This window comes from Atlanticothrix silvestris CENA357 (assembly GCF_016056295.1).
Taxonomy (GTDB): Bacteria; Cyanobacteriota; Cyanobacteriia; order Cyanobacteriales; family Nostocaceae; genus Atlanticothrix; species Atlanticothrix silvestris.
Window position 1 is genome coordinate 15,007 of sequence record NZ_JAECZB010000005.1, and the last position, 22,226, is coordinate 37,232.

At 41.4% G+C, this 22,226-nt stretch carries 19 protein-coding genes; 10 read left to right on the forward strand and 9 right to left on the reverse strand.

From position 1 onward, the window contains the following. Positions 1–17 precede the first annotated feature (17 nt). On the reverse strand, positions 18–5,705 hold the full coding sequence (locus I8751_RS03935) for a translocation/assembly module TamB (protein ID WP_214437856.1): 5,688 nt from the start codon (positions 5,703–5,705) through the stop codon (positions 18–20). Between the two features lie 390 nt (positions 5,706–6,095). On the opposite strand from I8751_RS03935, the gene I8751_RS03940 reads away from it, so the two are divergent. Together I8751_RS03940 and murQ are read left to right on the forward strand one after the other, a co-directional pair. Next, positions 6,096–6,521, forward strand: a complete 426-nt coding sequence (locus I8751_RS03940; RefSeq protein WP_214437857.1) for a DUF3110 domain-containing protein — start codon at positions 6,096–6,098, stop codon at positions 6,519–6,521. A gap of 324 nt (positions 6,522–6,845) precedes the next feature. Beyond that, entirely contained in the window at positions 6,846–7,772 is a 927-nt protein-coding gene (murQ, locus tag I8751_RS03945; protein WP_214437858.1) for an N-acetylmuramic acid 6-phosphate etherase, read from the forward strand. A 162-nt stretch (positions 7,773–7,934) separates the two neighbouring features. Here the strand turns inward: murQ and I8751_RS03950 are convergent, their stop codons facing one another. Then, on the reverse strand, positions 7,935–8,582 hold the full coding sequence (locus I8751_RS03950; protein WP_214437859.1) for a TetR family transcriptional regulator: 648 nt from the start codon (positions 8,580–8,582) through the stop codon (positions 7,935–7,937). Positions 8,583–8,938: 356 nt separating this feature from the next. Between I8751_RS03950 and I8751_RS03955 the strand changes: the two genes are divergently transcribed. Continuing rightward, on the forward strand, positions 8,939–9,892 hold the full coding sequence (locus I8751_RS03955) for a Rieske 2Fe-2S domain-containing protein (protein WP_214437860.1): 954 nt from the start codon (positions 8,939–8,941) through the stop codon (positions 9,890–9,892). 81 nt (positions 9,893–9,973) lie between these two features. After that, on the forward strand, positions 9,974–10,360 hold the full coding sequence (locus tag I8751_RS03960; protein WP_214437982.1) for a nuclear transport factor 2 family protein: 387 nt from the start codon (positions 9,974–9,976) through the stop codon (positions 10,358–10,360). A gap of 27 nt (positions 10,361–10,387) precedes the next feature. Here I8751_RS03960 and I8751_RS03965 read toward each other — a convergent pair whose 3' ends face one another. The 5 genes from I8751_RS03965 to I8751_RS03985 form a co-directional block, all read right to left on the reverse strand. Beyond that, positions 10,388–10,594, reverse strand: a complete 207-nt coding sequence (locus tag I8751_RS03965) for a glycogen debranching protein (protein WP_214437861.1) — start codon at positions 10,592–10,594, stop codon at positions 10,388–10,390. A gap of 118 nt (positions 10,595–10,712) precedes the next feature. Next, positions 10,713–11,117, reverse strand: coding sequence for an ExbD/TolR family protein (locus I8751_RS03970; RefSeq protein ID WP_214437862.1), 405 nt, complete (start codon positions 11,115–11,117; stop codon positions 10,713–10,715). A gap of 48 nt (positions 11,118–11,165) precedes the next feature. Then, a complete protein-coding gene (locus I8751_RS03975) occupies positions 11,166–13,280 on the reverse strand; it encodes a hybrid sensor histidine kinase/response regulator (RefSeq protein WP_214437863.1) in 2,115 nt (704 codons plus the stop codon). Between the two features lie 4 nt (positions 13,281–13,284). Continuing rightward, positions 13,285–13,857: a chemotaxis protein CheB gene (locus I8751_RS03980; protein ID WP_214437864.1), complete on the reverse strand. Its 573-nt coding sequence runs from the start codon at positions 13,855–13,857 to the stop codon at positions 13,285–13,287. Next, a complete protein-coding gene (locus I8751_RS03985; protein ID WP_214437865.1) occupies positions 13,857–14,687 on the reverse strand; it encodes a CheR family methyltransferase in 831 nt (276 codons plus the stop codon). The genes I8751_RS03980 and I8751_RS03985 overlap by 1 nt, the downstream gene beginning before the upstream one ends. Before the next feature lie 45 nt (positions 14,688–14,732). On the opposite strand from I8751_RS03985, the gene I8751_RS03990 reads away from it, so the two are divergent. Beyond that, positions 14,733–14,990, forward strand: a complete 258-nt coding sequence (locus tag I8751_RS03990; protein ID WP_225893948.1) for a type ISP restriction/modification enzyme — start codon at positions 14,733–14,735, stop codon at positions 14,988–14,990. A gap of 35 nt (positions 14,991–15,025) precedes the next feature. On the opposite strand, the gene I8751_RS03995 is transcribed toward I8751_RS03990, so the two are convergent. Next, on the reverse strand, positions 15,026–15,292 hold the full coding sequence (locus tag I8751_RS03995; RefSeq protein WP_214437866.1) for a hypothetical protein: 267 nt from the start codon (positions 15,290–15,292) through the stop codon (positions 15,026–15,028). 148 nt (positions 15,293–15,440) lie between these two features. Here I8751_RS03995 and I8751_RS04000 point away from each other — a divergent pair, with 148 nt between their 5' ends. The 3 genes from I8751_RS04000 to I8751_RS04010 all read left to right on the forward strand — a co-directional run bounded on the left by I8751_RS04000 (position 15,441) and on the right by I8751_RS04010 (position 17,988). Continuing rightward, a complete protein-coding gene (locus I8751_RS04000; RefSeq protein ID WP_214437983.1) occupies positions 15,441–16,157 on the forward strand; it encodes a class I SAM-dependent methyltransferase in 717 nt (238 codons plus the stop codon). Between the two features lie 348 nt (positions 16,158–16,505). Then, complete coding sequence (locus tag I8751_RS04005; RefSeq protein WP_214437867.1) at positions 16,506–17,585, forward strand: M4 family metallopeptidase; 1,080 nt, start codon at positions 16,506–16,508, stop codon at positions 17,583–17,585. Between the two features lie 100 nt (positions 17,586–17,685). Then, positions 17,686–17,988 carry a protealysin inhibitor emfourin gene (locus tag I8751_RS04010; protein ID WP_214437868.1) on the forward strand — a complete coding sequence of 101 codons (303 nt, stop codon included), beginning with the start codon at positions 17,686–17,688 and terminating at the stop codon, positions 17,986–17,988. Positions 17,989–18,011: 23 nt separating this feature from the next. On the opposite strand, the gene I8751_RS04015 is transcribed toward I8751_RS04010, so the two are convergent. Then, positions 18,012–18,938 (reverse strand): cobalamin-binding protein, encoded by a 927-nt coding sequence (locus I8751_RS04015; protein WP_214437869.1) that lies wholly within the window; start codon positions 18,936–18,938, stop codon positions 18,012–18,014. Positions 18,939–19,489: 551 nt separating this feature from the next. On the opposite strand from I8751_RS04015, the gene I8751_RS04020 reads away from it, so the two are divergent. Then, positions 19,490–19,645: a hypothetical protein gene (locus I8751_RS04020; RefSeq protein ID WP_214437870.1), complete on the forward strand. Its 156-nt coding sequence runs from the start codon at positions 19,490–19,492 to the stop codon at positions 19,643–19,645. Positions 19,646–19,725: 80 nt separating this feature from the next. Then, positions 19,726–22,203, forward strand: coding sequence for a PAS domain S-box protein (locus tag I8751_RS04030; protein WP_404800416.1), 2,478 nt, complete (start codon positions 19,726–19,728; stop codon positions 22,201–22,203). Positions 22,204–22,226 lie beyond the last annotated feature (23 nt).

Here is a 22,226-nt window from a genome sequence, read left to right on the forward strand (position 1 = left end):
TCATCGTACCGAAACAGTTAAAACCGTGTTTGATACTCCACTACTGCACGACTGTCATCCTCTAAATTAGTAGAAGCACGCACACGAACTTGATTGTTGATGCGGTAATTGAGACCCCACTGGAAGGGATCATCTGCTGTTAAAATTTTGATGCTAGAAACAGAAACTTTGGGAGAAAGATCAACTCCCGCTTCTGCTGCTAATTCTAAGGTTGAATTACTCCTGCCTGCTTCAGGATTATCAGAGATGATGGTAGGAAATATCCGAAACTCACTTAAACCAAAGGCATTACCAATTTGGTTAAAAGCTGATTGAAAATTATTGAATACTGCTGAACCTGCGATGTTAATTAAACCTAATGTACTGTCACCACGTCCTTCGTTATCTACAAAACCACCTCCCAACAGAGCCACAATTTCTGTTTCACTCCGTGAAGGACTGCTTGTAAGTTCTAGATTTTCGTTCAGTTTACTGGCAAGACCTTTAACAGTGGCTTCGACTCGAACGCTCTCTAAGGCTCCTAAACCAGCAGTAGTTGACCTACTAATATCAGTACTTTGAACTACATCCACAACTTTAGCAAAAAGCTGAACATCTAAGATGGGATCACGGGGTTGATTAGGCCTAAAAGTTGCCGTATTTTTGCTATTAGCAAGTTTAAATTGGGTAGTAAATAAATTCACTCCACCTTGCTTGAGCCGGATAGTACCATCTGGTATGGGATCAGCAAAAGAACCATTAACTGTGAGGTTTCCAGTTGCTTGGAAGCTGAGAATAGGTGGACGAGTGACTTCTACATTTTTACCTAACTCTATTTCTAAATCATTAAATCTGGCGTTAGCATTATTGTTTTCAGTTTTGTTTTGTTTGTTGGCTGGTGTGGGTATTGAGCCGATATTGCGATCGCTATCTGTCACAGAATTGGTAGATTCTGCCAACAACACTTGACCATTAAATAAATTTACTTTACCGCCAACTATGGGGTTGAGGGCAGAACCAGTAATTTGTAAATTACCACTAGCGCCTCCTTGGTACAGTCCCTTAAGATTCAAAGCTAACTGTTCGGCGTTGACACTCAAAGGATTTTCAATATTTGTTTGCCCATTATTGAATATGGGAATTGCTCCAGCAGCCTCTAATTTACCTTGACTAAATTTACCTTGGAGACTTTCTACAAAGATGCGGTCAAAATCAAAATTAACCTGACCTGTGACATCTGTAAGTTTTCCTGGCACAGCCTGGGCTGAAAAAGTGGCATTATTAACAGTTGCAGTTCCTGTCACTTGCGGCTGTTGTCTTGTCCCACGTACCTTGAGGTCTACTGCTCCTTCACCGTTTTCAAATGCCACTTGGCTAGTAAACAAATTTAACAATCCTAATCCCTGATCTTTGACGTTGACATCCAGACTGATTTGATCGCTTTGGGGCGCTACCGAAGCAAAGGGCAACTGGTAGGGTATGCTGCCTGTAATATTTACAGGTTCCGGCCCAGCAACTGATACGTTACTGCCAAAGTTCAAGCGTCCATCTGCATAACTGAAACTGGCTGTGGCTGACTCTATAGGATTTTGGTTGAGTGTTCCTTCTGTGATTTGCAATTCCCCTTTAGCTTGGGGATTAGCAATGCTACCTGCTAAAGCTGCTGTAGCGTTGAGATTACCTGTAATACCCACTGGCAGTCTAACAAAATTATTCAATAACTCTATGGGAAAATTTCTCACCCGTAACTGACCAGATTGATCATTACCGCCAATATTACCTGCAAAAGCTAGGATGCCATCTTGAGACACAATCCGCAAAGGCCGTAACTGCAAAACGCCGTTTTCAAAGCTGCCTTCAGCAATAATGTTGTTGGCACTATAAAAGCGACTGGGTTCTTCTTCTCTACCCCAGACAAAGTTTTGACCATTCAAATCAAATTGCACTGATAAACCGTTGGCTGTAGCTGTATCCACAGCCACTTCTCCGTTAAAAGTGCCTTGCAGGTCTACTAAATCTGGTATGGGATTAGCATCAATCTGCTGTTGTTCTTGTTGTGCTACCAGGGCTTCAATTTCATAAAAGCGCTGGAGTTGAGTTAATAATGGTTGATCTGGTAAACCTCGACCGTAGGTGGTGAGGTCTGCTGCACTTCCATAGGTTGGTTCGGCTGCACCGCGTTGGAAATCTTGTAATTCAAATATCTGTGCAACCGTCAAAACATCTTGGATATTACCTTGGGTGACGCTTAGCTTACCTTGTAATTGCGGCCCTTGGGAGGTTTGACCAAAATTACCAGCAAAGGCGTAGATACTGTTACCTTTGACAAATTCGCTACTGGTTAGTATGGCTTTACCATTTTCATAACGGAATTGAGCTGCTAAACGATCGCCTCTGATGCGTCCAAATCTCGGATCAGCGATCGCCACATTTCCACTAGCTGCCAATGTCTGCTGATTAATCTGCAAATTCCCAGTTAATAAGCCAGCTACCTTACCACCACCCAAACGCAGATTTGGCGGTGGAGTCAAATTTAAGACTTGCAAGGGTAAGTTTTCTAGTTGCAGCGCTAACTCATTTCCTTGTAATTTACCTGTAGCTAACGCTTGTTGCCAACGAATTAAGAAGGATTCCGGGCGATTATTGGCATCTAAACTCACAGCAATGCGATCTCTGTTACCTGTCAAGTCCAAATTTAAACCTTGTCCCGGCGCTGATTGAATATTTCCACTTAACGAAGGCTCAAAAGCCAAGCCTTGAACTACCAAGCCTTGTAACTTAATTTGTCCGTTGACATTCGGTAAGGGCAGTTTACCAGTCACTTGACCATCAAAATCAACTTTCCCCGCCAAAGCCACCTGATTAGGAAGATTGATTGGTAATTGTGTGAGGTCGTAATTTTGGGCTTGGATATTGAGATTTAACTGGGTGATCTCTGGTAGACCTACTTGGTTAGCATTGGCTAGTATTTCACCACTAACATTTAAACCAGGAGCAGTGGCTTGATTAATAGTTAGTTTTTCACCATTCCAGGCGATCGCTGCCCTCAAAGGTCGCTCAATACCAGCCAGACCTTGAGATAACTGCACCTGACCAGCAGCACGCACATCAGCTAATTGAGCAGATCCTAAAGCGCCAGCCACTTGCAATTGACCACCCAATTGACCCCGTAACTGCTGATTGAGTTGATTTAATGCCACACCACTAGCATCAACTACAGCCTGATAGCGACCATTAGCTAATTGAATATTAGATGCTGCGATCGTCCCTCCAGCAACATTCACCCGTGCTTGACCACTTGCTTGGATCGCTTGCGGTTGAAAAGATTCAACTGAACCAGCTACATTCAATTGACCGTTTAACCTGCCTTGAAACTGTGGCGGTACTGCTGCCAACTGCTGCAAAGGTACTTTATTCGCCTGGACTTGCGCTTGATAACGACCATTAGCTAGTTGAATATTAGATGCTGTAATCGTTCCTCCGGCAACATTCACCCTTGCTTGACCACTAGCTTGGATAGCTTGCGGTTGGAAAGATTCAACTGAACCAGCTACATTCAATTGACCATTTAATCTACCTTGAAACTGGGGTGGTACTGTTGCTAACTGCTGCACAGCAACATTATTGGCTTGGAGTTGTGCCTGATATGCACCATTAGCTAATTGAATATTTTTAGCTGTGACTGTGCCGCCTGCAACCTCAAGTTGTGCTTGACCAGTACCACGTAGAGTTTTTAAACTAAAATTCTCTCTGTTGCCTGCTATTTGGAACGTACCCACTAATGGGTTGTTTAAAGCTGGGGGAGCATTTTTCAATATGCGTCCCAACCGCACACCATTAGCTATTAATTGCGCGGAAAAACCTTCGTCTTGTAATTGAACTTGAGAAATGGCAATTCTACCACCTGCAATTTGCACACCTGCTCCCTCAGTGCGAACAGCAGCAACTTGAAATGGTGCTGTTGTCCCTGAGAGGATGAGACGGCCGTTAAACTCTGCCCCCGCTAAAGAGACATTTTGCAGTTGATTTTGATCTACAAAACGCTGCACCTGAATATCAGAGGCATTGGCAACAGCTTGCCAACGTTCATTAGCATAACTGCCATTAGCTCGTACTATGCCACCGCCGACGTTGAGAGCTACATTGCGGAAAGAGACGGTGCGGTCTGAATTGACAACAACTTCACCAGTACCGGGATAGGTAGCTGCCGGAGCTTGCCACTTGACTACAGTTTTGGCATCGTCGGGAGTGCCTGTCACTTGGGCTGTAGCGGAGAGAGTACCGATTTGGAAGTCAGGTTGAATGTTATAAACTTGAGCGATCGCTCCTCCAGGAACATTCTTCGCAGCAAAATTTAAGTTCACTGCAGGGGTATCCCCTAGTTCGATTGTGCCAGCCCCAGTAATTTCTCCACCAACTGCGGCTTTACCCTGAATATTTCTCAAGGTAATTAAAGAATCACTTGTAGCAAATTCAAACTGACTACTAATACTTTTAAAATCAACTTTGTCAATTTGGGCAGGTTTGATCGTCGCAACTGTGCCAGAGAGAATAGGTTTAGTGGTTGGGCCAACTAGCTGTAAATCAGCTTTTAATTGTCCAGTCACAGGCACAGGTAGTTTCAACTTCAAAGTTTCTTGGGCATTTGCCACACTCATTGCATTGACACGCGCTGCCAATTTAAAGCCTGTTTCAGTATCGATGATTCCCGTAGCCACCAGAGGAATTTTGCCATAACTGGTAGTAGCTTTGTCTAGTTGTATTTCCGTTCCCTGGAAGCGGAGATTGCCTTGGCTATTAAGGAATGGTTGTGTGACGCGGGGAACTTGAATTGTTACCCTTTGGAGGTCAGCACTACCAAATAATAAGGGTGGCTGCTCTTGTGTCAGTTTAATCTGTAAGTTGCCATCAACTCGGCCTGCTTGCAAATTTAGAGGTAACTTGACAAGGCGGGTAACATTAGTAGCTAAAAAGTTTTGTGCTTGTATATGAAAGTTACCTGCTAGTACCTTAGAAAGTGTCTCTCCCTGAATCGCAACATTGCCACCATCATCTGCTTGACCTGCCACTTCAAAGTTAATCACCTGATTGTTTTTCAACAGTTGAGCAGTGCCATTAAGTTGCGAAAATGTCACAGGAGGTAAGTTTACTTCCTCTACTTGCCTTGCCTGCCCTGCCCCCTGCTCCCTGCTCCCTGCCCTCCTCTGGGGTAGTAGTGCCAGCTTGCCATTACGGAAGTGTATTTTGTCCAAATCGGTTTTAATCGGCCCACCTTTACCTGGCGGCGCTATGCTAGTAGTGATCCAGCGCCCTTGTTCATCTTGCTCAATGTAAACGTCTGGGTTAACTAGAGTTACATCTAGCTTTAACTCACGATTAAAAATTAACTGCAATGGGTCAAAAGCTACCTCCACAGCATCGACCACGACCCGGTCTGGATCTGTGGATGTTGCAGGAATGGCTGAAGCCCCAAAACGCACTCCTTTTAGGGAAAAATCTGTCACTTTTCCCAGATTTACCGGACGGTTGAGTGTAGTTGTCAAATTTTGCTGCGCTAGTGGTGTTAAATCTTTTTGTACAAAAGTCCACAACCGCCAAACACCACCAACAACTCCAACTAGCAAAAGTCCGCCCAAGGCAATGCCACCACGACTCAACACCAGTAACCACAGACGCTTACGGGCGGGAGAATTAGAGTGAGGCTCTAGATTAGAAGAGTTAGTCATGGGAGGGGTTCACTTTTAATTGCTGGAGGTAGCTGGCACACTACTGGCACTAACTAGCACATGTATTTATAATGCCAATTCCAGCATACAAACCAATTTAAGATTTTGGATGAATTAGGTGTCTGTTGAAATAGTGTCCCTTGTGTGTGATTTCTCACCTCCCAGCGCAGAAAAGGCATATAAACCCTAAAATCCCCATATAATCTCAAATTGAGTTATGCGATTTGATTCAAAAGCAGAAAAAAAAGCTAGAGAAAATTCCCCCTGCTCCCTTGCCTTTTGACTAGCGCTGTTAGACAAATTTGAATAAAGTGAGAATTGTTGCTACGACTTTCCTTGGTGCATAACCTAGAACTTTAATATGAATAGACTTCAGAACAACAAGGACAGATGATTACACCAATGCGTGTTTTTGTGTTGATTTTTAATGCCCACACCGAAAATGAGGGGATTCACACGATTCGGGTAGGCGATCGCAATAAAATTCTGATGTTTGAGTCAGAAGACGATGCTCTACGCTTTGCCCTCTTGCTAGAAGCTCAAGATTTCCCCGTACCTACAGTAGATGCACTCGATGCTGAGGAAGTCAAGGAGTTTTGCGAAAGTGCTGGTTACGATTGGGAAATCGTCCCGGAAAACAGCGATTTAATTATTCCCCCAGAAATTAACTTGGAAGAAACCGACTGGCAAGCTGATGACCAGAAAGAGGATCTTGATGATTCCTTTCGTTTTAACCAAGTACCATCAGCCGAAGAACCAGAATTATCTGATTCTGAACTCGATAAAATTCGTCGCCAACTAGAAGGATTATTGTAATTAGTCAGTGGTCAGTGGTCAGTGGTCAGTGGTCAGTGGTCAGTGGTAATTAGCAGATGACCATTTGGGTGAAGCTCGTTCCTTGCTCTAAGCGTACCCTGCGCTTAAGCAAGCTACGCGTAAGCGTCTCGTAGAGAAGCTATGCCTACTCATGAGGGAAATCCCCCTACGTACCCGTTACTGGCTCACAACTAACAACTGACAACACTTCGACAAGCGGTAGTTGAGCGCACTTGTACTGAGCGAAGTCGAAGTAGTCGAAACTCAGTGCATTGCTGACAACTGACAACTGACAACTAACAACTAACAACTGACAACTAACTTATGACAAATTTGCAAGAACGCGGACATCTTTTGACCGAGCAAGTAAACCCGAATAGTCTGAACTTAGACCAGTTGAATTCTCTGGAATTAGTAGAGCTGTTTAATAGCGAGGATCAAAAGGCAGTTGAGGCGGTGGTTGCGGCTAAAATTCAGTTGGCCCAAGCAATTGAACGCACTGCGGAGCGTTTGCACCAAGGGGGACGCTTGTTTTATGTTGGTGCGGGAACAAGTGGCAGGTTAGGGGTGTTAGATGCCGCTGAATGTCCACCTACTTTTTGTACACCTCCTGAACTGGTGCAGGGAATAATTGCTGGTGGTGCTGGCGCACTGGTACGCAGTTCTGAGGATTTAGAAGATCGTGCTGAAGATGGAGAGGCGGCGATCGCTCAAAGACACATCACTCAACTAGATGTAGTAGTTGGTATTACTGCTGGCGGGACTACACCTTTTGTCCACGGTGCGCTCAATGCTGCTCGTCAGCGGGGCGCGATTACCATTTTTATTGCTTGTGTTCCAGAAGCACAAGTCAGCTTTGATGCCGATATTGACATTCGTTTGTTGACTGGCCCAGAAATTTTAGCTGGTTCAACTCGCTTGAAAGCTGGTACAGCCACAAAGTTAACTTTAAATATCCTTTCGACTGGAGTGATGGTTAAACTGGGTAAAGTCTATGGCAATCGGATGGTAGATGTAGCGGTAACAAATCAAAAGTTACGCGATCGCGCTTTGGGAATTTTACAAGATCTCACAGGTTTAAGTCGTGAAGCTGCTGGTTTTTTACTAGAACATAGCGGTAAATGGGTCAAACTAGCACTCTTAATGCACTGGACTGGTTTAACAAAAGACGAAGGCGATCGCTTGTTATCAGAACACAAAGGTAATCTCCGAACAGCTGTTGAAAGCTACAAAAACAACAAGCAAACCTAAAACTTTCTGATTACTAGTAGTCTGGCAAATTCATTTTAATGGTTGGCAAGATGCGATAAATCGCCGTCTCTACAGAAAATTTATTGACAGACTACTAACCTCTAACCTCTAGTCCCTAGTCCCTTTTCCTCACCAGAGTGTACTGCATACAACCAAGAAACGCTATAGTCGAACTCCAGCCAAAATTAAATTAATCGCTGCTTGAGTATGCTGTTCAATCATTTCTGGACTCAACAGTTGCAAATCGGGTCTAGTATGTTTGATATTTTCGTAAGCATTGAAGTATAAATTACAAATCCCAATAATATGGAGAGTGGTAAGAAACGGGTCAATTGGACGAAAACAACCCTCTGCCATCCCTCGCTCTAAAATTTTGATCAGATAGGCAAAATTTTCTTGCCAATTCCCCAACTTGAAATACTTTCCCTGATTTTGGTTGGCTTCTTGAAACCAAAGCATTCCTCGGTACGGGTGAGCTGCTTCGTAGGCGATCGCTTCTTTAACTAATATTTTTAAGGCTTCTTCTGGTGGAAACTGATCCAGATTTAGCTGCTCAAAGCCTTCGTGCATTTCCACCGCAGGACGTTGCAGAACAGCTTGATATAGTCCTTCCTTGCTCTCAAAGTAGTAGTAAATCATTGCTGTGGTGACACCTGCACCTTTAGCGATCGCCTCTGTTCGCGCCCCACTCAGTCCATATCTGGCGAACTCTGCTTCTGCTGCATCAAGAATCTGCTTTTTCGTCGCCTCTGCATCGCGCACTTGACGCGGTTTTTTTGATGAGAGTTTTGATTGTGTTGAACGACCCACGTTTTTCCATCATACTAACGAAAACAATCTTAACTAAAAAATTGGTTATAGCGGTTCCCGCATAGGTAAGGTACAAAAAAATAGTTAATCATAAAGAACATACATACTCGTAAAGATACGGTATTTCCGCGTACCTCGTTCAAATGAGAATCACTATAGTAGTTGACATAAAAGAGAAGATTGATTAAATTAATAACTAACTAATTTTTTAGTTAACTCATTTTTACCTAACTTAATAATGTAATGTGCGAAGTTAGCCGAGCAGTAGCTAGGTAGCTTTGCTAATTTCAGCTAGGTGAAATACTTTGAGATATTTCATCAATCAAATAATTTAATTTAGTTCTTTTGGAGTCAAAATGGAATCAATTTTACCAGGTGCGCCTTGGTTAATTGCTCACAAATCAATGCTGGGAGTCAATAAACCCTATAAAATTGCCTTAAATGGTCAAGATTATGTACTTTGGCAAAACCAAAAAGGTGAAATATTTGCTTTGAATAACATCTGTCCACACATGCAAGCACCTTTATCAGCAGGGTGGATTTGTCAAGAAAGAGATACTATTACTTGCCCTTTTCATGCACTAGAATTTGATGGTAAAGGTAGACTTAACCACAAAGATAAAAAAGATAACCAGCCAATTGCTAAACCCCTAGAGGTAATTGTTAGTAATAATTGCATTTGGACTTATGGTGGATTTGAGCCAAGATTACCTATTCCAGATTTACATGATCAAATTGTAGATAACTATGAATTTATTGGAGTAACTGGAGAAAAAAGTATTCAAGGTGATTTTTTAAGTAACCTAATGGTTAATTATGACTATAACCACCAAAATGGCACTCATAAAGAACTGTTTAAAATTACATACTGTAATGTAACTTCTTTTGAAGAAAAAGGATACTACGCCAAAGTCGAACAAGATATCAAACGTTCTGACAACACACTAAAAGAAATTATCACAAATCCTGTTTTAGGCATTTTTCCTAAAAACCTGAATAATACACTTGAATACGCTTTTCCTTCAACTACAGCTTTCTTTGCTAAAACGCCTATTGGTAAGATTGCTCAAGTTCATATCCTCTACCCTGAAACGGAAAAAAGAACTAAGACGTTTATTTTGATGTATGCTCAGGTAGGCAATCCTCTAATGAAGTTTCTGTTTAAAAACTCGGTCTTACAAGCAGCTGCTACAGTTATCGAACAAGATACAAGTGCAGTTGAAAGTTTATATCCTCGGCAAAAACCCCAAATTAAATTACCAAACGAAGAAATTATGTTCTATGCAGAAAAGCTTTACCGTGATTGGTAATTAAGAGGCTCAGATCCCCGATTTCTTAAAGAAGTCGGGGATCTTGTTAGATAATAGATAAATCTCTGATGATGATTTACTATTACCATGACATCTGAAATCTTAGCTGCTAATACAGCTTTTTACCGAGCTTTTGAAAAAAAAGATATTGAGGCCATGAGTGCTATCTGGTCACAAGGAACTGGTAGTTTTTGTATCCATCCAGGACGGAATGTAATACGAGGTTGGAAGGATATTCGTATTTCTTGGGAACAGATATTTAAAAGCACTGCTTACATAGAAATTAACACTGACATAATTACTACGGAAATGAACGATCGCACTGGGTATGTGGTACTTAGAGAAAATCTTTTGCAAGTTATTGGGGGTCAAAAGATGGAAGCACAATCAATGGCTACAAATATATTTCAACTGCTCGGTAGTAAGTGGTATTTAGTTCATCATCATGGCAGTCCAATTATGCGGTAAAGGTGATCGCTGCGATCATACAAAAAATTAGTCAAGTTTTAAAGCATTAACAGGAACTTCATCCCAAGAATTGACTGTCCGCAATTGTGCTACCCAACCAGTTGATTTTTGGTTCTCAGTCAAATTCTGCTGAAAGGATTCATGACAATCTTTGGCTTGAGATTCATTACAACAGGCAATACAGGCATAAATCATGCCAGACGGATCAATTTGCTCATTTACCCAAATGGTCATGGAATATCCTCTAAAAAAGCGATGGATTATTTTAAATATTATTAGCAATAGAAATTGTAGAGCAAATATTTCGGTAATAGGTAACGTAAAAATCAACTACAAATTACTAATTCCTCAATTAGGGTTTTTGAGTAGCGATCGCTAACTTAGCTCCTTGTACCCGACGCAAACGATCCATAACTGCCACTACCTGCCCGTGGTTAACTCGTTCATCAGCATTAATAATTACCAATCCTTCGGAGTTAGAGTCAATTAGTATACGTACCTCTTGTGCCAAATCGTCCAGAGGAACTTGTTTACGGTTGAGGCTGAGTATTCCAGCTTGGTCTAAAGTAACGGTAATTGGTGCAGATGATGCCTGCTGTTGTGCCATCGCTGCTTTAGGTAAATTGACTGGTAAACCTTCCGACCGAGTTAAAAACAGAGTCGACATGATAAAAAATGTCAAAATTGCAAATATCACATCAATCATCGGCACGATATTGATTTGGGCTGGGATATCTGGTTCATCTGGTAGACGCATAGGATTTATATTTTAATAAAGTTCTAGTCATCAGCCCTAGGAATTTTGTTATCTAACTGGAACTACTGAAGGTAGTTCCAAAATATTTGTAACCGCAGTAATTAATTTGTGGGGGTCAACAGGCTTCGATAAATGCTGTTGAAATCCAGATGATAGAATTTGGCGACGGTCTTCTTCTCGTGAGTATGCTGTTAAAGCGATCGCTGGGATACATCCTCCTTTTTCTGGTTCTAAAGAGCGCAATTTCCGAATCAGTGTGTAACCATCTTGTTCTGACATGCCGATGTCGCTAATCAAGACATCTGGTTGTGATTGTTCGAGAACTGCTAAGGCGGCATCAACTGATGCTACCGCAGTGACGATCGCCCCATACTCTTCAAACATAAAGGCGAGAAAGTTACGGGTATCCGCTTCATCATCTACAACCAGCATTTTTAGTCCGGTAAGGGGGGTGGAAGTATCACTAGCAACCGCAGAATTTTCTGCTTCTGCTGCTGCACAATTTCTATTGCCTTTCTCGTCTGGCATCAATGGTAGTTTGACAGTAAAGGTAGCCCCTTGTCCTTCTCCTGGACTTTCTGCAACGATTGTACCGCCGTGTAATTCCACTAAATGACGCACGATCGCAAGTCCCAATCCTAATCCATTGTGCGATCGCGTTGTTGTACTGTCTGCCTGCCGAAAACGCTCAAATACTTTAGGTAAAAAGTCTGACCCAATGCCAATGCCCGTATCAATAACTTGGATTTGAGCGTAATAAGATGTCGCTAAGTCCAGAGTTCCAGCAGTAGAGGAGAGCTTGGTTTCTGAATTGGGAAATATTGCTTGTGTTTGCTCGGTTTCTTGTTTGAGACTTTCTATGCGGACTTCTACCCTACCACCTTGAGGCGTAAACTTAATGGCGTTAGTTAGTAAATTCCAGACAATTTGCTGCAATCGAGCTGGATCGCCACAAACTGTGCCTAAGGTACTATCAAGAATAGTATTTAATTGGATACCTTTTGTATCGGCTAGGGGGCGTACTGCCTCTAAGGCTGCCTCCATTATAGAAACGAGATTGACAGCAGATAAATTTAGCCGTAACTGACCTCGGATTATCCGTGATACATCTAAGATATCTTCAATCAGTTGCACTTGAGTCGTGGCATTGCGTTCGATGGCTTCTAAGGCACGATTAGTGGCTGTTTCGTCTAGTTTTTTGGAACGAAGTATTTTTGACCAGCCCAGCATTGAGGTCAATGGTGTGCGGAGTTCATGAGAAAGAACTGCCAGAAACTCATCTTTCATTCGATTTGCGGCTTCTGCTTCCTGCCTAGCTGTCTGTTCTCGAATGACTTGAGCGCGGACTTCTTCTGCTTGCTTGCGTTCTGTGATGTCTTCGAGAGTGCCTACATACCCTAGTAAGTCACCCTGCCCAGAAAGCATCCGTGAAGTGCGAACTTCTACCCAGCGGATATTGCCATCAGGGGTTTGAAAGCGGAAATCTTCTGAGTATTCACGGCCTTCATTTAGATAAGCTGACCAAGAGGCGATCGCTTGTTCTTGGTCTTCTGGATGTACAGATTCCAACCACTTTCTTGTTAAACTTTCTGTCGCACTCAAGCCACAAATTGCCTGATAACAGGGATTAGTATACCTACAGTAACCTTCAGTATCAGTCTCAAAAATTCCTATAGGCGAGCAGGTACTTAGCGAACGAAATCGTTCTTCACTTTGCTTGAGTTCAGCATTGACAGCTGCGAGTTGGGCTGCTTGTCGTTGGATTGCGAGTGTTTTTTTAAATAATTCAACAAATACCGTAACTTTAGAAGTTAATATATCGCTATCTATGGGTTTAAGTAGATAGTCAACTGCACCTAAGGCATAACCTTTAAACTGCATTTGGTCACTAGTGCTAAAAGCAGTCAGAAAGATGATTGGAGTCTGACGCGATCGCCCACGGCTGCGAATCAAAGTAGCAGTTTCAAAGCCATCCATCCCTGGCATTTGCACATCTAGCAAAATTACCGCAAAGTCTTGATGCAACAGACACCGCAAAGCTTCCTCTCCTGAAGTGGCTCTGACTAGCTTTTCTCCTAGCCTCTCCAAAATAGCCTCTAATGCTAGCAAGTTTTCTAGTTTATCATCCACTAGGAGGATGTTTACTTTGGGTTCCAGCTGCATGAGTTCATTTCCGTATAGAATGACAAAGGTTGACTAGTAGGGGAGCAAGTTCTGAAAGGGACACAATCCAGTCTACTGCAACAGCAGAAATTGCAGCTTTGGGCATAATTGAACTTTCAGCTGTAGTTGGCTCTTGAACAATGGTAATTCCTCCCCGTGCTTTCACTTTTTTAAGACCTTGCTTACCATCTTCATTTGCTCCTGTCAATATTACACCAATGACTTGCTCGGCATAGATGTCTGCCGCCGACTCAAATAGCACATCAATAGATGGACGGGCATAAGAAACAGGCTCATCAGTAGAAAGAGCAAAATAATCTGGTTCTATTAACAAATGATAATCTGGGGGCGCTAAGTAGATCTGTCCTGGTAAAATTTTCTCTTTATCTTCCACCTCCCGGATGGGCAACAGTGTGTATTCTTGCAATAATTCTTGGAGTGTTTTGCCAGAATCTTTGTGACGATGTTGTACGATCGCGATTGGTGTGAGAAAGTCTGTTGGTAAGTTGATTAAGATTTTTTTGAGTGCTGATAACCCTCCCAATGAAGTTCCAATAACTATAATTTTAAAGGACATTAGTTTAGCCTCCGGTACAGTTTTTCACCCTGAGCTACCTCTTCGTAATAGCTTTCATAAGGAGAAAATCTGATCGATTCTTGCTTTCCTAAACCCAAGATCCCAAATGTGCATAGACTGTTATAAAACAGCGTGTGTACCCGCTTTTGTAGTACTTGATTAAAGTAAATGAGGACATTACGACAAAGGATGACATTAAATTCATTAAAAGAACTATCAGTTGCCAGATTATGCTGGGCAAAGATCACGTTTTCTCTCAAAGATGCTCGAAAAATGGCGTTGTCATAAGCTGCGGTGTAATATTCTGAAAAAGACTTTTGACCACCTGCTTTCAGGTAAAGCTGAGTATATTCTTGCATTAGTCTTAAAGAAAAAATACCATTTTTGGCATTTTGTAATACCCTTTCGTTAGTGTCGGTGGCGTAGATTCGACAACGGTGGTAAAGTTTTTCTTCTTGGAGTAATATTGCCATTGAGTATACTTCTTCTCCTGTCGAGCATCCAGCGTGCCAGATGCGAATAAAAGGATAGGTTCGCAATAGGGGAATTACCTGCTGTCTGAAAGCAAGATAAAAGCTGGGGTCACGAAACATTGATGTTACATTAACTGTCAGACTCAGCAAAAACCGATCTAGACAGGGGCGATTATGCAGCAGTCGCTCTTGCAATGCAGAAATATTGGTTAATCCCTCCAAATGCATAAAACTCTGAACGCGACGTTTGAGTGAAGAAAGAGCATAATTGCGGAAGTCATAACCGTAATACTGGTAAACTCCTTCCAAGAGCAACTGTATTTCGATATCCTCCAAACTGGATTTGGGCAGATCCATAGTCTATAAATTTGGGAGAGATGCTGAGATAATTATGGACTTCGGATGACCACAAAATCTGCATTTTCTTGCACCTTAAAAAATATCCCTAAAATTGCCTGGGAATATCGTCTAGGTAATCTTTGTGCGCTACTGTGGATTTTAGATCAATACAAAGAAAAGAAACCTAAAGATCCTACTATTGCTGAAAAATTTAACACCTACCGCTTCGCAGATTACAAAGAACAAATCATAGATTTACTGCCACGAGTCTGCACTGTCAGCGTTGAAACAATGCAAATTATTCAACAGATGCAAGCGTAACACAGTAAATAATTAAAAGTTTGTCGCTAATAATGTTATCTCGGTGTAGTAGATTCACGATTTTTTGGAAACAGACTAATTAATGTGCGTAAAGCTTGATTGACAGCTTCCGCATCTGGAAAATATTCTCTTACATCAGGATCAAGAATAACTGCTCCATTTTCAACTGTAAACTGCTGTACAACAGTCGTGCCATCAGCCTGATGAATATTAACAGTATGCCCGCGCCTATAAGCTTGGTAATGCTTTCCACGTACACTATCTGTGAAATCATATTCGGGGAGCATATCTTTATCTGTCATTCAAATCCCAATTCCATAGAATTTAGTCCTTTCAGCAACCTATTAGTAACATTGTAAGTTTTTTTTGAATCAGTAAAGCTAGGATCAGCAGTCTGCAACAAGAAATGATGCATCATGATTAATGGTGCCTCTATCTGTTTTAATCCCCATGCAACAGCTATTTCCCGGAGAAGTATTTGCTGATACTGCTGATTTTGACAGCGGTATTCGCCAGTTATTACCCCGATATGATGAGATGCTAGAGGTCATTACCCGTTGTCTGCCTTCTACAACTCGTCGTATTTTAGACTTAGGTTGCGGTACAGGCGAAGTTAGCCTCAAAATACTCAACCGCTTTCCAGATGCTCAAGTAATTGCCCTAGATTACTCACCCCGAATGCTGCAATTTGCCCAAGATAAAATTACAGCCGCTGGATATCAAAAACAGTGGACTGGCGTACAAGCAGACTTTGGGGACTGGGCAAACAATCCAGAAAAATTAAATATTGGCAGCAAATTTGATGCCTGTGTGTCATCTTTGGCGATTCACCATCTCCAGCATGAGATGAAATTACAATTATTTCAGCGTATTGCTGTCAGTCTCAACCAAGAAGGTTGTTTTTGGAATGCAGACCCTGTCTTGCCAGAATCACCTACCTTAGCAGAGGTTTATCAGGTGGCGCGAGAAGAATGGGCAGCCCAACAAGGAACTAATTTAACAGAAGTTCGCGCTAAACTCGGTACTAGTACTACTCAAGGACACTCCAGTCAAGACCAACTTGCTACCTTAGATGCTCAGTTACAAATGCTGACAACAGCCGGATTTAATATAGTGGCAGTACCTTGGAAGTATTACGGTTTAGCTGTATTTGGTGGCTGGCTGTGAAAATTATTGCTCCCATCAATTTATATAACAAAACGGTAACAAATAGCACAATCATCATAGACAGGAATTATTATATAAACCCATTGAGTTTGTAAAAGAAGACTTGGCGACTAATGCAAAAATTGAAACTGAAACTTGCATATCCCAACTTGACTAATGTTCCAACATTTAATTAACCCTCATGGGTACTGTCCACTGTCAACAGACATATCCGACAATAAAGAGTAGAACGTATCTTCAAAAGACCAATCAGGGACATGCCTTTTGCATTAGTTTTTTTGCTTCTTTCCACAGTGGAGTTAATGGCGCTGTCTGCCATCACTTAGTTTCCAAAGGAGAATATCTTGGATGGCTCGAAATAAAAAAAAATCGTCTGGGTTTAAGTGTGAGCATCCACTGAACAATAGATGCCCTATTTGTTGTATAGTCCCGCCACACATGCTAGAAAATGTCGTGGTGAATGGCAACCCCCAGCAGCGTGCTTGGGCTTTTCGGACATTAAATGTTTCGGCGCAATTTCGTGGACGGCGAGATATTATAGGTGGTGTTTCGTTTGCCCCCTCTCCTGGCCAGAAGCGCCGAACTATTTATGATGCTAAGAATGGCCAACAACTTCCTGGTACTATCGTGCGTGGTGAGGGTGATCCTCCCAGCAGTGATGAATGTGTGAATGAAGCCTACGATGCTGCTGGTGCGACTTATGAGTTATTTTATGAAATATTTGATCGCAATTCTATTGATGATAAAGGATTGCGTTTAGATTCTACTGTACATTACGGTGTCAAGTATGACAATGCCTTTTGGAATGGCGACCAAATGGTTTATGGCGATGGCGACGGAGAACTTTTTCAACGCTTCACCACGTCAATTGATGTTATTGGACATGAGCTAACTCATGGCATAACTCAGTATGAAGCTGGCTTACAGTATTACGGTGAACCTGGGGCATTAAATGAATCTATGTCTGATGTTTTCGGTTGTTTGGTAAAACAAAAGGTAAAAAACCAGAAAGCAGAAGATGCAGATTGGATTATTGGGGAAGGTTTGTTAGGGCCGAATGTCAAGGGTGTAGGCATCCGTTCTATGAAAGCACCAGGAACAGCATACGATGATGCTGTATTGGGAAAAGACCCACAGCCAGGGCACATGCAAGATAAATATACTGGTGAAGAGGATAATGCTGGGGTGCATATCAACTCAGGTATTCCTAACTATGCTTTTTATCTAGCAGCAGTTGAGATTGGTGGCTATAGCTGGGAAAAAGCTGGCAAAATCTGGTATATTGCTTTACGCGATCGCCTGCGTGCCAAATCAGACTTTAAAAAAGCTGCTAATGTGACTATTCAAATTGCTGGCGAACTCTACGGTATCAGCAGTCATGAGCAAAAAGCAGTGCAAAACGCTTGGCAGAAGGTAGGAGTTCTTTAACAGTTAACTGTTGTCTTTAGTTGTTGCTAAACTGGGAGGTGAAAGTTTTCATCTCCCAGTCTTTTTATTTCTCCCCTTTTGACAATAACGGAGAGCAAAAATGCGGATCTCGTTTGAACGCACGGGCGGCTTTGCTGGGATCAGTAAGAGAACAACACTTGACACGGCTACTTTGCCGCCCAAAGAAGCTAACGAACTGCCTCGACTGGTCAAAGCTGCTGATTTATTTAAGTTACCAGAACAAATTAGTTCTCCTCATCCCCAGAGCGATCGCTTTCAGTATAAGTTGACAGTGGAAGACAACGGTAAGCAGCATACGGTAACTGTAAGCGAGACAGCCTTACCAGAGACTTTAAGACCTCTAATTGAATGGCTCAATCATGCAGCACAGAAAAAATCATAGAGTTTTTGACTCTTAACTCAACTTTACAAAGGTTCCCAAGCAGTTCCTTTGTAACCATAATCAAAAATCTCTGGATGCAAAATTTCTGCCAAAATTTCTAAGGAATCTGCTAGTCGAGGCCCTGGGCGGTTAAAGTAAGCATTGCCATCTGTAATGTAGACTCTCCCAGATTGGGCAGCATGGAGTTTTTGCCAGTCTGGGCGTTGAGTTAATAACTTAGCTTCTTGACGAGTGCGATTTAAATCAAAACCGCAAGGCATAAAAATAATCACATCTGGATTGGTGATTATTAATGTTTCCCACTCCAACTGAGGAGATGACTGACCTACCACGCTAAAAAGTGACTGTCCACCTGCTAAATTGACTAATTCAGGAATCCAATTTGCAGCTGCCATTAAAGGATCAGTCCATTCAATACAGGCGACTGCGGGAAGTTCGTTTAAAGAAAGTCCTTGGATTTTTTTCTGACAAATTTTGACGCGAGCTTCTAAATTTTCGATTACTTTTACTGAGTCTACACCGAAAGCATTACCTACTCGCTCAAGATCAGCCCAAACATCCTGGAGAACATTGGGTTGTAAGGAAATAACCTGGGGTGAACTATGGATGAGACTAGCAACTGCTTTTTCAACTTCTTGGAAGCTAACAGCACAGACATCACACTGGTCTTGAGTGATTATGTGGGTGGGTTGTAATTGCTCTAAAACATCTGTTTTGATTTGATAAATACTGAGAGCAGATTGTAATAAATTGTTGACCTCACCGTGAATTTCGCCACTAAGAGCATTACTATTCAACCGTGCTTGGGTACAAATAGGGCGATCCTGGATTTCTGGAGGATAATCACATTCGTGCGATCGCCCGACAATTGCACCAGTCAACCCCAGCGTAGCTAAAATCTCTGTTCCACTGGGAATTAAAGAGACGATTCTCACACTACTATTTGTCATTACTCCACCTCTGCAACAGTTGTTACCCTAATTTTTACAAACTTCGGCTCTTAGGGTATCTTTCTCTAGGGGAATGCACAGATTTTTTAATCGCAGTATTTACAATGTAGCTGTTATTAATTGGGAATCCTACGTAATCAATTCAGTAATTAAAACCAAATTCTTACAGATTTTATACTTTTTGTTTCTGCTTATAGTTGAATGTATTTTTTCAAGCTTCTCGATTGCCTAAAATTTATCATGTTTAGTTCAGGATCTGGTATTCGGTTAATTTTTACCTTTTTTGCCTACTTATTTTTTTAGTTGCGTGTGTTTGATGTGCAAGTCTCTAAAGCTATTGCGTAGATTGCAAGTATAACATGTAAAATAATCAACGTTGTTCTGTTTTGTTGTAATCACGCAGAAGTTAAAGCATTAGCCCCAAATTTATTCTTCAGGAGTGATGCAAACTTGGTATCTTCTATGTTATCTGATGTAAGCATAAACGACGCTACCTCTTAATCCATAGTTTGAAATAATTTAGACCCAGGAATTTAGAAGGTACGTAGACTTTGGGTACACGATTTATAGATTTAGTTATATTCAATTTATTATTGAGAGATGATAAAGATTTAACATTTGTTTCCCATTTACGTAGACGGTTAACTACGATTCAGGAGCGATCGCTTGCTCTTGATGTGGCAATTCAAGCGATGAGCGAGTTGTAATATGAAGTTTACGCTTTACCAGGGTTGAGGATGGGAATACAAGAATATTTACTTATTAATACAGCCAATTACTACGTGTCATAGAACGACAAAATTATCTACTTACAGCACAAAATATTTTTTCCGTCAAATATTACCAGCAACAGCTTAAATTTTTATCTGATGACCAGCTTGAGAGTATTACACCACAGGATAGCGGAATTATTTTAGACAATAATCATACTCTGGACAACATGACTAACTATGAAGTTGCAGAACTAATTTCCCCCAATAGCTTTGAACTTACCACCCTCGAATCACAAGATTTGATGAATAAAAAGATACCTTCCGGTTGTGAAAAACCCAGTGAAGTAATTGTAGTTAGAAAAGATGGTTCTACTTTTCCTGTAGAGCTGCAAGGTAAAGTGATTTCTTCCCAGGGGCAGAAAATGCAGATAATGGTGGTTAAAGATATTACAGAACATCAGCAAGCCCAAGAGGCTTTGCAAATTAAAGAAAACGAACAGCGAAAACAAAGTCAGACATTAGTGCAATTGGCCAGGAATAAGAAGTTTCAACAAGGCAACTTGCATACAACATTAAGAGAAATCACAGAAGCTGCGGCTCGGACACTCTCAGTAAAGCGAGTTGGCGTGTGGTTATACAACGAAGATCGTTCTGCTATTGAATGCATTGATTTATACGATGTAATCACAAAAGAGCATACCTGTGGTAGGTCTTTTTTAAAAGTTAACTATCCTGCATATTTCCAGGCTTTAGAAATGGAACGCAGCATTGCTATACATGATGCCATCAACGACAAAAGAACCCAAGAGTTATCTGCATCTTATCTTTCAGTATTTGGCATTACTTCTTTGCTAGAAGCACCAATTTGGTTAGGTGGTCGTTTGATAGGAGTAGTATGCCATGAACACTTTGGCAAAATTCGCCACTGGACTCTAGAAGAAGAGAATTTTGCTGGATCGATCGCAGATTTTGTGACTTTGGCGATTGAAGCAAGCGATCGCAATGCTGCACAAGAAGCACTACGAAAGAGTGAAGCTCAATTTCGAGCAATTTTTGAGCGTTCCTCTATCGGTATTGGACTTTGTGACATGAAAGCACAGATAGTGGATATCAATCCAGCGCTGTGTCAGATTTTGGGTTATCAGCGCGAAGAACTATGCGGTAAACGCTTCATAGATTATGTTTCACACCAAAGAGGAGATTTAGAACTTTACAAACAACTAATTTCAGCAACTCACGTCAAAGGGGAGCGGTCTGTAAGCAAACATCACATTGAGATGGAGAGAAAGCTCCTGCATAAAGATGGTGGCTTAGTTTGGACTCACCTATCTGTTTCGATGATTCCCGGCTCTAATGGTGAACCGGAGTTTTTCTTGGCGATTATCGAGGATATTACTGAGCGCAAGCAAACAGAGTTAAAACTACTTGCTTCTCAAGCAGCAGCAGAAGCTGGTAGTCGAGCTAAAAGTGAATTTTTAGCAACGATGAGTCATGAACTGCGAACACCCCTAAACGCAATTATGGGCTTATCTCAATTATTGCAACAAGAAATGGTTGGTTCTCTTAACGAAAAACAGCAAGAATATATAACTTGTATATATAACAGTGGTGAACATCTGCTAGCGGTGATTAACGACATTTTAGATTTATCTAAGGTAGAAGCAGGTAAAGAAGAACTGTCTTTATTGCCTTTGTCAGTGCCAGAGTTATGTAATTATGCCTTATCGACAGTAAGCGATCGCGCCCAAGAACAAGGATTGGAACTTACAAGTGTAATTGATCCAGAAGCGGATATATGCATTGCCGATGCACGACGCATGAAGCAAATGTTACTCAATCTCCTTACCAACGCAGTTAAATTCACTCCAGAGGGAAAGGTTTCTTTGGAAGTGAAAAAAGTCTCTGGAGGCATAAATTTTACGGTCTCAGACACTGGTATTGGTATTGATGCCAATCAGTTTCAGTTTCTATTTGAACCTTTTAAACAGTTAGACAGTAGGCTAAATCGTCAGTATGAAGGCACTGGTTTGGGTTTAGCTCTAACCCGCAAATTAGCGCGACTGCATGGTGGTGATGTAACAGTTGTATCAACCTTAGGAGAAGGTAGTCAGTTCACTATATTTTTGCCAAATCAAACAGATGAAGGAGATGGAAAAGTAATAACATTGTCTCCTATTTCTACTACCAAAAAACGTATTTTACTTGTAGAGCCAGAGGAAAATATTGCTATATTTTTGCAAGATTATCTGCACATACTTGGCTACCAAGTAGATTGGATATACAACAGTAATAACTTTGCACCAGAAGTGCGAACTCTAAAACCAGATTTAATTTTGTTGGATGAACAATTAATAGGAGATATCAGCGGTTGGGATTTACTACAAATCATCAAAGAAGAGCCAAATTTGCAAGATTTGGTGGTGGTGATGATGAGTGATAACGAACCTGTTTTAGAAAAATCCAGTGGTTTCAAAACTGGAGCTAACGATTATCTTCTCAAGCCAATTCGTATAGTACAACTAGAGACTATACTCAAGCGGTATTTAAAATAAATACTAAATTTTGAATAAGCAAG